The organism is Brucella oryzae (assembly GCF_041929965.1).
Taxonomy (GTDB): domain Bacteria; phylum Pseudomonadota; class Alphaproteobacteria; order Rhizobiales; family Rhizobiaceae; genus Brucella; species Brucella oryzae.
Genome location: NZ_JBHEEO010000002.1, coordinates 22,292 through 34,996, shown reverse-complemented (window position 1 = coordinate 34,996; position 12,705 = coordinate 22,292). Strand labels below are relative to the sequence as shown.

Here is a 12,705-nt window from a genome sequence, read left to right as displayed (position 1 = left end):
GCCACGGTTCTCGATGAAACAATTTCAAGCTTTCCAAGGTGTGGCGGCGTCCTGCCGCACCCCCACCCCCTTTATTCTGCGGTCGTTTCTGTTTTAGAAGAGCGGTACGAGATTCGCGCAGATGATAATAAATAACAATAAGTTAGCGGAGCTCTCCTCGCAGCGCGTCAACGGGCTGGGTGGGCTTTCGATACATTTCAAGGACGGGCGTTCGCGCATTTCCAGGCTTTACCAGGAAGGCGCGGCCAAGATTCGCATGCCGCAGGTCGGAAACGATCCGCTGGAAGCAATCCTGATCAACACATCAGGGGGGCTGACAGGCGGTGACCGACTGCGATGGGATGTGGAGCTTGGCGAAAACGCTTCGGCTGTCATCACCACGCAAGCCTGTGAGCGTATTTATCGCTCCGGGGGCGGCGAGGCGCGCATTGCCACGCGTTTGAAAATGGCAAAAGGCACGCATCTTGCTTGGCTTCCGCAGGAAACCATTCTGTTCAATCAATCCGTGTTGTCACGAACGCTGGATGTCGAGTTGGAGGAAGGGGCAGAAATCCTGGTGGTGGAGGCGACTATATTCGGGCGCCTTGCCATGGGGGAGCGGGTTGATGAAGCGATGTTCAGTGACCGTTGGCGTGTGCGGTTGGGTGGGCGGCCCGATGGGAGGCTTGTGCATGCTGAAGAATTTCGGCTGGGACCGGACCTTGGAGCTGAATTACAGGCGCACGCGGTAACAAATGCGGCCCTTGCAGTCGCTACGGTGCTTTTGATTTCGGGGAACGCCGGGAAACATCTGGAAGCTGCCCGGCAGATCATTGGAGAGGAGGGCGGCGCCAGCCTCTGGCAGGTTGGTGCGGCAACCAAACTGGTGGTGCGGCTTTACGCGCCGGACAGTTATGCCTTGCGCAAACGTCTGGGGCCATTGCTTGCCCTGCTTAATGGCAAGGCAGGACTGCCTAAAGTTTGGACATTTTGAGTTCGCGGCAATCCCGCCGCTTTTAACGCCAGCGGAATGAAACCCGCTTTGAAGTTTGGAATGAAGTCATGAATTTGACGCCCAGGGAAAAAGACAAGCTTTTGATCGCCATGGCCGCCATGGTTGCCCGCCGCCGTCTGGAGCGTGGGGTAAAACTCAATCATCCGGAAACGATCGCGCTGATCAGCGATTTTGTCGTTGAAGGTGCCCGCGATGGGCGCACGGTCGCCGATCTTATGGAAGCAGGCGCGCACGTCATCACCCGCGAACAGGTGATGGATGGTGTGCCCGAAATGATCCACGACATTCAGGTCGAAGCCACATTTCCCGATGGCACGAAGCTCGTCACAGTTCACGAGCCGATCCGCTGATTTTCAGGTTTCGCCAAGACGAACCTGTTTTTTGAAAGGTACGATAATGAAGAAAACTACGGTTCTCGCCGCAGTAGCAATGACGCTCACCGCAAGCCCTGCCTTTGCCCATCTTAATCCGGCTGAACACGGGTCGTTCGCGGCGGGCTTCACACATCCGCTCTCCGGCGCGGATCATATTCTGGCAATGGTTGCGGTAGGGCTTTGGGCCGCCATGCTCGGTGGACGAGCACTCTTCGTCGTGCCGGCTGCATTTGTCGGCGTGATGCTGCTCGGCTTTGTGGCGGCGCTTCTGGGCATGCCGCTGCCCTTTGTTGAGCCTGTCATTCTGGCTTCGGTCGTCGTGCTGGGCCTGCTGGTGGCGCTTGCTCTGCCCGTTTCCCCGGTCGTGGGCGCCATCATCGCGGGCTTCTTTGCCTTCTTCCATGGCCATGCCCATGGCGGTGAAATTGGCGGCGCAACCTTCTTTTCCTATGCGGCGGGTTTCGCATTGGCGACGGCGCTTCTTCACGCGGCGGGTATCGGCCTCGGTCTTGGCGCGGGTCGCCTGATGACAGGCAAGGCGGGGCGTCTCGCCATGCGTGTGGCTGGCGGTGCGACGGCGCTTGGCGGCCTTATGCTGATGGCCGGTTGAGGTGTGACATGATCCCCGGCGAAATCATTACGCAGGACGGCGACATAGAACTCAATCAGGGACAGCCGACCGTCACGATCAAGGTCGCCAATACCGGCGACCGCCCCATCCAGGTCGGTAGCCATTTTCATTTTTATGAAGTGAATGCGGCCCTTTCTTTCGAACGCGACAAGGCGCTCGGACAGCGGCTGGACATTGCGGCGGGTACCGCCGTGCGCTTCGAGCCCGGCCAGGAACGCGACGTGACTTTGGTTCCCGTGAGCGGCAAGCGCGAGATCTACGGATTTCGCCAGATGGTCATGGGAAAGCTTTAGAACAGGTGACGGAGACATTTCATGCCAGCCAGAATTAGTCGCGCCACCTATGCGCAGATGTTTGGCCCCACAGTCGGCGATAAGGTGCGCCTAGCCGATACGGAACTTTTTATCGAAGTCGAACGCGATCTTACCATCTACGGCGAAGAGGTGAAGTTCGGCGGAGGCAAGGTTATCCGCGACGGTATGGGGCAAAGCCAATTGTCCCGCGCCGATGGCGCGATGGATACAGTTATCACCAATGCTCTGATCCTTGATCATAGCGGCATCTACAAGGCGGATATCGGACTTCGCGACGGGCGCATCGCCCTCATCGGCAAGGCGGGCAATCCCGATACGCAGCCGGGCGTCTCGATCATCATCGGCCCCGGCACGGAGATCATTGCAGGCGAGGGCAAGATTCTCACCGCAGGCGGGATCGATACGCATATCCACTTTATCTCGCCGCAGCAGGTGGACGAAGCACTCAATGCAGGCATTACCTGCATGGTCGGTGGCGGCACCGGGCCGGCCCATGGCACGCTTGCAACCACATGCACGCCCGGCCCCTGGCACATTGCGCGGCTGATCCAGTCGTTCGACGGCCTGCCGATGAATATCGGTGTGTTCGGCAAGGGCAATGCCTCGCTGCCGGGCGCGCTGGAAGAAATGGTCCGCGCTGGTGCCTGCGGCTTGAAACTGCATGAGGACTGGGGCTGCACACCGGCGGCCATCGACAATTGCCTTTCGGTCGCCGATCAGTTCGACGTTCAGGTGGCGATCCACACCGATACGCTCAATGAGGGCGGCTTTGTCGAAGATACGCTCAATGCCTTCAAAGGGCGCACGATCCACTCCTTCCATACGGAAGGTGCGGGCGGTGGCCACGCGCCGGATATTATCCGGGTTTGCCAGTATCCGAATGTGCTGCCCGCTTCGACCAACCCGACCCGGCCCTACACGGTCAATACGATCGCAGAACACCTCGACATGCTGATGGTGTGCCATCACCTGTCTCCGGCAATCCCTGAAGACATTGCCTTTGCAGAAAGCCGCATCCGCAAGGAAACCATCGCTGCGGAAGATATCCTGCACGATATGGGGGCGTTCTCCATCATTTCCTCCGACAGTCAGGCGATGGGCCGTGTCGGCGAAATGATTATTCGCTGCTGGCAGACTGCGGACAAGATGAAGAAGCAGCGCGGCAGTCTTCCGGACGACAAGCCGGGCAATGACAATTACCGGGCACGCCGCTACATTGCGAAATACACCATCAATCCAGCTATCGCCCATGGCATGGCGCATGAAATCGGTTCGGTGGAAGTCGGAAAGCGCGCTGATCTTGTTTTGTGGAACCCTGCATTCTTCGGAATGAAGCCGGAAATGGTGCTGCTTGGCGGCTGGATCGCCACCGCGCCGATGGGTGATCCGAATGGCTCGATACCAACGCCGCAACCGATGCATTACCGTCCGATGTTCGGCTCATTCGGGAAAGCCCGCACCAATACCTCCATTACCTTCGTCTCACAGGCTGCAATGGATGAAGGGCTTCGAGAGAAGATCGGGGTGGACAAACAGATGGTTGCAGTAGCCAATACCAGAGGCGGTATCGGCAAGCATTCCATGATCCTCAACAATGCGATGCCGCAAATGGAAGTTGATCCGGAAACCTATGAGGTGCGGGCGGATGGCGAACTTCTCACCTGCGAGCCTGTCGACGTCGTGCCGATGGCGCAACGCTACTTCATGTTTTGAGCTTGAAAGGCAAACAAATGTTTCGTGCCACTGCCATTATTCGTGCGGATAAGGTGATCGATGCGGTGCCTGCAGGCCATGCCGTTCTTGAGCGTGATGAGCGTCATCTGCGGCGCAAGGCCATCGCGCTGGAAGGCGGCGAGAAGGTGCTTGTCGATTTTGCAGAGCCGGTTGTGCTTGAGCACGGCGACCGGCTTGTTCTTGATGACGGACGTGAGATTGAAATCCGCGCCGCAAGCGAGGACCTTTACGAAATCCGCGGGCGCGATCCGCTGCACATAGCCGAGCTTGCCTGGCATATCGGCAACCGGCATCTTGCCGCTCAGATCGAGACCGACCGTATCCTCATTCTGCGCGATCATGTCATCAAGGCGATGCTTGAAGGGCTTGGTGCGACGGTTACGGATGTAACGGCTATTTTCAGTCCGCTGCGCGGTGCTTATTCTGGCGGCCATTCGCATCATGACCATGACCACGATCATCATCATGGTCATCACGAACACGATCATGAACATCATCACCACCACCACGACTGACACCACCACCGCTTTGCTGCGGTTGATGGCGTGGCTGTCGCCCGTCTTTCCGGTGGGATCGTTCAGCTATAGTCATGGACTGGAGCGTGCAGTCCATGACGGCTATGTCACAGATGTCGCTACCATGGTCGATTGGCTGCGCTGGCTTGTGACGCGTGGCTCCGGGTGGAACGATGCCGTGCTTTGCGCTGAAAGTTGGCGGTGTGCAATTGGTGAAGACGATCTTGCAGAGGTTGCGGAACTGGCCGAAGCGCTGGCCGGTTCGCGTGAACGTCACATGGAAACGATGCTGCAAGGTGGTGCGTTCATGGCTGCGGCGCGAAGCTGGCCCAGCCCTGTTTTCGACCGCCTGCCAGCCGATTGTCCCTATCCGGTGGCAGTCGGTGCTGTAGCGGGCGGCAACGGAGTATCGCTTGGATTGACGCTCGCCGCCTTTCTGCAAGCCTTCTGTATCAATCTTTTGCAGGCATCCATCCGTCTTTCGGTCATGGGGCAGAATGGCGTGACTGCAACCATGTCAGACTTGGAGCCGGTTCTCGCCGAAACGGCGGCGCGAATAGAAAAAACTTCATTGAGTGACCTTGGCTCTGCGACTTACGTGAGCGACATCGCGGCCATGAAACACGAAACCCAACATTCGAGGCTCTTTCGCACATGACACAGAAAAACGGACCCTTGCGCATCGGTATCGGTGGACCGGTGGGATCGGGAAAGACGACACTGACCGAAAAGCTATGCAAAGCGCTGCGTGACAAATATTCGGTCGCCGTAATTACCAACGACATCTACACGCAGGAAGACGCCCTCATTCTGGCACGTTCTCAGGCTTTGTCCGAAGAGCGTATCATGGGTGTCGAAACGGGAGGCTGCCCGCATACGGCAATCCGCGAGGATGCCTCGATCAATCTTCAGGCAATTGCGGAAATGAACCGGCGATTTCCGGATCTGGATATCGTGTTCATCGAATCCGGCGGTGATAATCTCGCAGCCACTTTCTCGCCCGATCTGGCCGACCTGACGCTCTATGTCATCTCTGTTTGCCAGGGCGAAGAAATCCCGCGCAAAGGCGGTCCGGGCATCACGCGGTCGGATTTTCTGGTCATCAACAAGAGCGATCTTGCCCCTCACGTTCATGTCGATCTCGATGTTATGCAAGACGACGCGGCCCGAATGCGCGGCAAGCGCCCGTTCGGCTTCACCGATCTCCATCGCGGCAAGGGCGTGCCGGAGATCATCGACTTCATCGTCGAGAATGGCGGGCTGGAACCGCGCTGATTACGGTTTGCGGCAAGTGCGGTTCCAACGATTCAGTTATAACTGGAACCGCTCTGGCAGAATTGTTCAATTCCGAAGATATGCGAAAGACGCGCAAAGCAATTTTGCGATGGCAGCCTCATCACGTGAGCTATGTGTTACCGCGCCGGAATCGCCGGAAAACGAATTCGCAATCTTGATGCCGATGCGCGCTTGATAATTCGGCCAAGACCAAATTTTTGACACCGATGGAATCGAATTGCCCGCCACCGAGCGGGCTTTTTGTTATCCACAGAGGGGATCGCCGTTCTTGAAGAAAAAAGCGAAAGCTACCAGTATGCTACCACGGCGCCGAAACAGCCACGCAAACGCTGTCACGTCGATGCCGAATTATGTAGGAAAATCAAATAGTAAGGAAATGGCGCACCCGAAAGGATTCGAACCTCTGACCCCCAGATTCGTAGTCTGGTGCTCTATCCAGCTGAGCTACGGGTGCTTGCCTTGGTGCCGCTCGCTGCGGCGATGGGCGGTTGATAATCGGACCGATCACTAAATGCAAGCGTCTTCTTAGAAAAAAATGTGGTTCTGTGAAGATTTCTTGTCAGTGCCCGCATTTCCGGGCTTTTCGGTCAGAAATCCGTGCAGCTGCAGATTGTTTAAGCGTTTTCTTCAGTGCGCTGGTTGTTGCGGTCTTCACGCCGGGGCGGCAAATCAGGAATGCGAATCTCGAAATGCGCGCCAACGGGACGATCTTCCCGAAGCTCGATTGTTCCGCCGTGCGCTCGGATCAGCTCTTGCGCGATTGCCAGTCCGAGGCCGGTACCGTCGCTGCGTGTCGATCCCTTGAAAGCCGTAAAAAGATTGTCGCGTGCCTTTTGCGGCAGACCGGGGCCGGTGTCCTCAACGCCGATGATTGCAGTTGTTCCTATTCTGCCGGCTGAAATCGTAAGCCGCTTGATGGTGGCGTCATCATTGGTCTGGTCACGTTCCATCGCTTGTACAGAGTTTCGGCAGAGATTGCTCAGCACACGGAACAGCTGTTCCGAATCGACATTCAGCTCGAAATCCTCCGGAACGAAATTCTCGAACTCGATGTTGCTTTCTGAATTGGGGCTGAGCGTTTCCTGCACGTCTGCAATAATCGTATGAAGCAGGACGCGGCGTGGACGCGGAGGCGCTTCTTGGGAACGACCATAGGCCATCACGCTTTCGGAATAGCTGATTGCGCGGCTGAGGGTGCGGATGAGTTTGGGTGCGAACCGCTGCACCATCGGGTCTTCGGTATCGGCAAGCCTGTCCGACATCAATTGCGCGGAAGCCAGAATATTGCGCATGTCGTGGTTGATTTTGGAGACGGCCAGACCGAGATCAGCAAGATGTTTCTGTTCCTTGAGCGTTCGCTGAAGATCGCTTTGAATATGGGATATCTGGCGCTGCGCGACGCCGAACTCGTCCTTGCGGTTTTCCGGAACGAGAATAAGCGCAGGATTGTCAGGAGACGAGGCGAAATCGATCATGTTGCGATGCATGATGCGCACCGGTCGCAGCAGCATCTCGTGAATAATCAGATAGATCAGGCTTGCCGCTATCACTGAAATAATCAGCGAGATGAAAGTCACATTGCGGGCATAGACAAGCATGGCATGTCGAAGGGGTGCATCCGAGGTCACGATTTCAATGATACGTCCTGGAGAACTGGATGGGGTAACCGAACCGTAGATTCGCAGCGTTCTGTCTCCGCCATTGAACAAGGTTCCGAATGCATCCCAAATGGCACCGGCTTCGCTGACATTGTTGAGATCAATGACCTGATCGATCTTGCCGGGAACTTCCGACATGGCGAGCAGGCGCGATGCCCCAGCCTCACGCATGGCAATGGCTTTCGTGCCCGTTGCCAGAAGTACTTTGTCCTGAATATCGCGCGGCACATCCATATTGCCGCCTGCGGCGAGAACCTCGCTGACAGCGCCGACTGTATCCAATCTAGAGCTCATCCAGCGCACGCGCATATTGGCAACGGAGGGGACAAAGATCAGAACTTCGGTGATCAGCACGGCAAGTGCGGTTAAGAGCAATAGCTTGCTCGAAAGCCGGTTGCGCCAGGGTAAACGCGTGAACTGGGTTGACGAGAGCCTTTCCGTGGCCGCAGCTTGGGAGACTGCTTCAGAGGAAGGCCCGCCCGTATCTGAGGTCTTTTCAACAACCGCCATAACCTGCTTCCAATTCGAGGCGGGCCGGCCTAATTGCCGCGGAGCCTCAACCGGTGTGCCGTCGAAACGCAATTCATAAAGGTAGCCTCCTATATAAGCAGCCGACCGATAAATCCAACAACCTTTGTTCAATCGGTTAAAAACGCATTCGTTTATGTTATCTTCCAGCGTAGCATTACCGAAATTTAACTCGACGCTTTAAGATTGTGCGTGCAAAGTCTTGGACGGAAAAATCCATGCATCCTTATGGGATGTGTGATTTGCGCAATGTGAAGACAATCATCACTCTGATACTATTTGCTGGCATTGTCCGCGCCCGACATAATGGTTTCGAATACGAGGTCCGTCAGGGTGACGGGTAGACCTTGCCGGAGAGCTGAATGAAATCCTGGAAGCAGATTGCCTTGTGCCTGCTCATAGCTGCGGCCGCCATCGGCGGTTGGTATGCATACAAGAACAAGAATGATGTGGCGAAGACCGCTGCGACGAGCGAAGAAACGCCAAAAAACGGAAGCGAACGTTCAGCGCCGCTTGTTGTCGTTGAAGCGGCGGGTGAAGAAACGATCAACAACCGTTTGACCGCTATCGGTTCGGCACGGGCTCTCAGCACCGTATCGATAACCCCATACTCCAGCGGTTACATGACGAAGCTTTACGTTAAGGCTGGCGATAGTGTGAAGGAAGGTGATCCGGTTGCCGAACTTGATGCCGAGACGGAGAAGATCGCTGTCTCCAAAGCCGAGATCGCGTTGAAGGATGCGCAGACGACACGCCAGCGCATTGCAAAATTGCGGGCGACAAACACCGCAACGGAAGTTCAGGCGGTCGAAGCGGAACTGGCAGTCGCGAATGCGCAGCTCGCTTTGCAGGATGCGCAGCTTGCGCTGAGCCGCCGTACGGTTCGTGCGCCGATCGCTGGTATTGTCGGCATTCTTCCTGTCAATGTGGGTAACTACATTACCGCGCAGACATCCATTGGCCGTATCGACGACAGGTCGAAAGTTCTGATCGATATATGGGTGCCGGAACGCTTCGCACCGCAAATCAGGGTCGGCCAGCCATTAACTGCGGAATCGACTGCCTTTCCGGGTGAGACCTATAACGGCGAAATCAACGCGGTTGACAATATGCTGGACGAAGCCAGCCGTACGCTGCATGTCCGTGCAGAAGTGCCGAACACACAGGATCGTCTGCGTGCAGGCATGTCGTTCTCCGTCACGGTGCTGTTTCCGGGTGATCGCTATCCTTCGGTCGACCCGCTGGCTATTCAGTGGGGAGCGGACGGTTCCTATGTCTGGCGCATTGAAAACGGTGTCGCCAAGAAAATCGACGCTCGTATTGTTCAGCGCAATTCAACCAACATTCTGATCGATGGCCCGGTAAAGCAGGGAGACATGATCGTTACGCAGGGTGTCCAAACCGTACGGGATGACGCACCTGTGCGCGTAAAGAACGAACGAGGCACGGTGCTGGCTGACCCTGCTTCGGTAAAACCTGCTGCAGGATGAGGGTAAAGGCGTGACAAGTCACAATTCCCCATCCGGCAACAGCGGATCGACCGCACTGTTCATCCGTCGTCCAGTTTTTGCTTTCGTTATCAACGTTCTGATCGTGGTTGCGGGACTTGCAGCATTCGCAGGCGTCGATATTCGCGAACTGCCTGACGTTGACCGGCCTGTCGTGACAATCAGCACAGATTTCAGTGGCGCATCTGCTGAAACCATCGATCGTCAGTTGACACAGGTTCTGGAAAACGCTGTTGCGCGAGTTTCGGGCGTGAAGTCGATTTCTTCCACATCGTCGTTTGAGCGCAGCCGTGTCACGGTAGAGTTCAACGACGGCGTGGACCTCAATGTTGCAGCCGCCGATATGCGCGATGCGATCTCCCGTGTTGCCAATGACGTGCCGGAAGAGGCGGATCCGTCACGCATCATCAAGGCGGATTCCAATGCCGATCCGGTGATGCGTCTGGCGGTTACGTCCGATACCATGTCGGTCGATGACATGACGGTGCTGGTCGAAGACCAGATACAGGATATCCTGTCAGCCGTACCGGGTGTTGCTGACGTCCAGATCAATGGTGACCGCGACAAGATTTTCCGCATTGATATTAATCAGGCGCGCCTTGCGAGCTACGGTCTGACTATCGCCGATATAACCAAGGCGCTGTCCTCCATGGGACTGGATGCTCCTGCCGGTTCCTTACGTAGCGCCGATCAGTCCATTGTTGTCCGTGCTACAGCCAATCTTGAAAAGCCTGAGGATTTCGAGAACGTCTACATCAACGGACGTACGCAAATCCGCGATGTCGCAACCGTGACGCTTGGACCGGACATCGAAAGCTCGGCAGTTCGTTCCAACGGCAAGACGGCGATCGGCCTTGGTATCGTGCGTCAGGCACAGTCAAATACGCTCGACATTTCGGAGGGCATCCGCGCAGCGGTTGCCAATCTGCAGAAGACATTGCCGGAGGGCGTCAATATTGCTGTCACCAGCGACGATGCGAATTTCATCAATGGTGCAATCCACGAGGTGGAAATCGCTCTGATCGCGTCGGTGATCATCGTCGTAGCGATTATCTTCATGTTTTTGTGGGATATACGCGCCACGCTCATTCCGGCCTTGTCGATGCCCGTCGCGCTTATCGGGACAATTGCAGCCATCTATCTGGCGGGGTTCTCAGTCAACATTCTTACCCTGCTGGCGTTGGTGCTCGCGACGGGTCTCGTGGTGGACGATGCCATTGTGGTGCTGGAAAATGTTGTCCGGCGACGCAATCAGGGCATGGGGCCGCGCGCGGCGGCAGTGCTCGGCACGCAGGAAGTCTTTTTTGCCGTCATCGCCACCACGCTGACTTTGGCGGCGGTCTTTGTTCCGATTTCGTTTTTGCCGGGGCAGGCGGGTGGTCTGTTTCGTGAATTCGGCTTCGTGCTGGCGATTGCGGTTCTTCTGTCATCGGTTGTTGCGCTTACGCTTTGCCCGATGCTTGCTTCTCGTTTCCTCAAAGAGGGGAGTGGTGAAGATGGCGGCCATGGTCCGCTTTTCTTGCGCCGTATCGGCGGGGGACTCGCGACCTTTTATCGAAAGACCCTGCATATCTGCCTGTCGGCGCCGTTCGTTGTTGTGCTCGTGGCGATTCTGTTCGCAGGCGCGTCCTATGTCGGCTACGGTCTGATTCGTCAGGAACTGACGCCGTCGGAAGACCGCGCCGTCGCACTGCTGCGTATCAACGGGCCGCAGGGCATCAGCGTGGAATTTCTCCAATCGCAGCTCGACAAGATTGAGGACGCGGTTCAGCCTCTGCGCGATAGCGGTGAAATCATTACCACCTATGCCATCGCGGGCTCCGGCGGATCGTCCAATAACGGCTTTGTTGTCTTGACGCTGGCGCCCTGGAAGGAACGCGCACGCAGCCAGCAGGAAATCATGGCTGACATTACCCAACGCATCAAAGGCATAACGGCGGTGCGTGTCTTCACCACCCAGCCGAACAGTCTTGGTATTCGCGGTGCGGGTAATGGTTTGCAGTTTGCCATAGTCGGTAGTGATTATGCCAAGCTACAGCCTGCTGCCCAGGCGGTCGTTGCCGCGCTGGAAAAGGATCCGCGTTTTGTCCAGCCGCGACTTTCCGTCGAACCGACCCAGCCGCAGCTTTCCGTCGAGATTAATCGCGAACGCGCCTCCGATCTGGGTATAGACATCACCGGGCTGGCGAATGCCGTGCAATCAGTACTCGACGGTCGCAAGATCGGATCGGTCTATGTAGGGGATCGCAGTTTCGATGTGAAACTCGTTGCCACCACAAATCCAATCAATGATCCGACCGATCTTGAGAATGTATTCATGAAGACGACAGACGGTCGCTACGTACCGATGTCATCCATCGCCACAGTCGTTGAGAAAGCGGTCCCGCCACAGCTCAATCGCGAGACACGTCAGCGTTCGGTTTCTATAACGACAAATCTGCGCGACGATTTTGCGCTGGGCGATGCCTATAAGGCCGCGCAGGAGATCGCCGCGCCGCTTCTGCCGCCTGGCAGCCACATCATCCCGCTGGCGGAAGCCTCGACGCTCAGCGAAACTTCGAGCGGTCTGGCAATGGTGTTCGGTTTTGCCATCATCATCATTCTTCTGGTGCTGGCAGCGCAGTTCGAAAGCTTTGTCAGTGCGCTGATCGTGATGGCGACCGTTCCTCTCGGGCTCGGCTGCGCAGTCTTTGCCATGCTGCTCACCGGCACGAGCCTGAACGTCTATAGCCAGATCGGGCTTGTGCTGCTTGTCGGTATCATGGCCAAAAACGGCATTCTGATTGTCGAATTCGCGGACCAGTTGCGCGATAAGGGCTTGAGCGTTCGTGAAGCAATCGAAGAAGCATCCAATATTCGTCTTCGCCCTGTCTGCATGACGATGATATGCGCCGTGCTTGGCGGCGTGCCGCTGATTTTGGCAAGTGGCGCTGGCGCAGAAGCCCGTGTGGCTCTGGGCTGGGTCATTGTTGGTGGCCTCGGCCTTGCGACGATTGCCACACTCTATGTAACGCCGGTCGCCTATCTGCTGCTGGGGCGCTTTACACAGCCAAAAGCCGAGGAAGAAGCCCGGCTTGAAAGAGAGCTAAACAATGCTCTCAAAGAAAAGTCGCAAAGAGGCGGCACGGCTGAGCCAGCAGAGTAAATTCAGAA

At 56.5% G+C, this 12,705-nt stretch carries 11 protein-coding genes and 1 tRNA gene; 10 read left to right on the top strand and 2 right to left on the bottom strand.

The features are described 5' to 3' along the window. Nucleotides 1–121: 121 nt before the first annotated feature. From JNC70_RS02035 to ureG, 8 genes are all read left to right on the top strand, one after another. A complete protein-coding gene (locus JNC70_RS02035; RefSeq protein WP_104754641.1) occupies nucleotides 122–973 on the top strand; it encodes an urease accessory protein UreD in 852 nt (283 codons plus the stop codon). Between the two features lie 68 nt (nucleotides 974–1,041). Beyond that, nucleotides 1,042–1,344 carry an urease subunit gamma gene (locus tag JNC70_RS02030; RefSeq protein ID WP_010658102.1) on the top strand — a complete coding sequence of 101 codons (303 nt, stop codon included), beginning with the start codon at nucleotides 1,042–1,044 and terminating at the stop codon, nucleotides 1,342–1,344. Nucleotides 1,345–1,390: 46 nt separating this feature from the next. Next, nucleotides 1,391–1,978, top strand: a complete 588-nt coding sequence (locus JNC70_RS02025; protein ID WP_104754640.1) for a HupE/UreJ family protein — start codon at nucleotides 1,391–1,393, stop codon at nucleotides 1,976–1,978. An 8-nt stretch (nucleotides 1,979–1,986) separates the two neighbouring features. After that, on the top strand, nucleotides 1,987–2,292 hold the full coding sequence (locus JNC70_RS02020; protein ID WP_104754639.1) for an urease subunit beta: 306 nt from the start codon (nucleotides 1,987–1,989) through the stop codon (nucleotides 2,290–2,292). A gap of 21 nt (nucleotides 2,293–2,313) precedes the next feature. Continuing rightward, entirely contained in the window at nucleotides 2,314–4,026 is a 1,713-nt protein-coding gene (ureC, locus tag JNC70_RS02015) for an urease subunit alpha (protein WP_104754638.1), read from the top strand. A gap of 17 nt (nucleotides 4,027–4,043) precedes the next feature. Next, nucleotides 4,044–4,562, top strand: a complete 519-nt coding sequence (gene ureE, locus JNC70_RS02010; RefSeq protein ID WP_104754637.1) for an urease accessory protein UreE — start codon at nucleotides 4,044–4,046, stop codon at nucleotides 4,560–4,562. Further along, the gene (locus tag JNC70_RS02005; protein ID WP_104754636.1) at nucleotides 4,534–5,220 is read left to right on the top strand and encodes an urease accessory protein UreF; all 687 of its coding nucleotides are present in this window, start codon (nucleotides 4,534–4,536) and stop codon (nucleotides 5,218–5,220) included. Before ureE ends, JNC70_RS02005 begins: the two co-directional genes overlap by 29 nt. Continuing rightward, complete coding sequence (ureG, locus tag JNC70_RS02000; RefSeq protein WP_104754635.1) at nucleotides 5,217–5,837, top strand: urease accessory protein UreG; 621 nt, start codon at nucleotides 5,217–5,219, stop codon at nucleotides 5,835–5,837. The genes JNC70_RS02005 and ureG overlap by 4 nt, the downstream gene beginning before the upstream one ends. Before the next feature lie 398 nt (nucleotides 5,838–6,235). On the opposite strand, the gene JNC70_RS01995 is transcribed toward ureG, so the two are convergent. Together JNC70_RS01995 and JNC70_RS01990 are read right to left on the bottom strand one after the other, a co-directional pair. Next, a tRNA-Arg gene (locus JNC70_RS01995) sits at nucleotides 6,236–6,312 on the bottom strand. Between the two features lie 160 nt (nucleotides 6,313–6,472). Further along, entirely contained in the window at nucleotides 6,473–8,026 is a 1,554-nt protein-coding gene (locus JNC70_RS01990; protein ID WP_104754633.1) for a sensor histidine kinase, read from the bottom strand. A gap of 380 nt (nucleotides 8,027–8,406) precedes the next feature. Here JNC70_RS01990 and JNC70_RS01985 point away from each other — a divergent pair, with 380 nt between their 5' ends. Then, nucleotides 8,407–9,534, top strand: a complete 1,128-nt coding sequence (locus tag JNC70_RS01985; RefSeq protein ID WP_104754632.1) for an efflux RND transporter periplasmic adaptor subunit — start codon at nucleotides 8,407–8,409, stop codon at nucleotides 9,532–9,534. 10 nt (nucleotides 9,535–9,544) lie between these two features. Further along, nucleotides 9,545–12,697, top strand: coding sequence for an efflux RND transporter permease subunit (locus tag JNC70_RS01980; RefSeq protein ID WP_104754631.1), 3,153 nt, complete (start codon nucleotides 9,545–9,547; stop codon nucleotides 12,695–12,697). Nucleotides 12,698–12,705 lie beyond the last annotated feature (8 nt).

Coding starts and splice junctions, on each gene's coding strand:
- ureG (WP_104754635.1), top strand. CDS start 5,217: ATGACACAGAAAAACGGACCCTTGCGCATCGGTATCGGTGGACCGGTG.
- JNC70_RS02020 (WP_104754639.1), top strand. CDS start 1,987: ATGATCCCCGGCGAAATCATTACGCAGGACGGCGACATAGAACTCAAT.
- JNC70_RS02005 (WP_104754636.1), top strand. CDS start 4,534: ATGAACATCATCACCACCACCACGACTGACACCACCACCGCTTTGCTG.
- ureE (WP_104754637.1), top strand. CDS start 4,044: ATGTTTCGTGCCACTGCCATTATTCGTGCGGATAAGGTGATCGATGCG.
- JNC70_RS02025 (WP_104754640.1), top strand. CDS start 1,391: ATGAAGAAAACTACGGTTCTCGCCGCAGTAGCAATGACGCTCACCGCA.
- ureC (WP_104754638.1), top strand. CDS start 2,314: ATGCCAGCCAGAATTAGTCGCGCCACCTATGCGCAGATGTTTGGCCCC.
- JNC70_RS02030 (WP_010658102.1), top strand. CDS start 1,042: ATGAATTTGACGCCCAGGGAAAAAGACAAGCTTTTGATCGCCATGGCC.
- JNC70_RS02035 (WP_104754641.1), top strand. CDS start 122: ATGATAATAAATAACAATAAGTTAGCGGAGCTCTCCTCGCAGCGCGTC.
- JNC70_RS01990 (WP_104754633.1), bottom strand. CDS start 8,026: ATGGCGGTTGTTGAAAAGACCTCAGATACGGGCGGGCCTTCCTCTGAA.
- JNC70_RS01985 (WP_104754632.1), top strand. CDS start 8,407: ATGAAATCCTGGAAGCAGATTGCCTTGTGCCTGCTCATAGCTGCGGCC.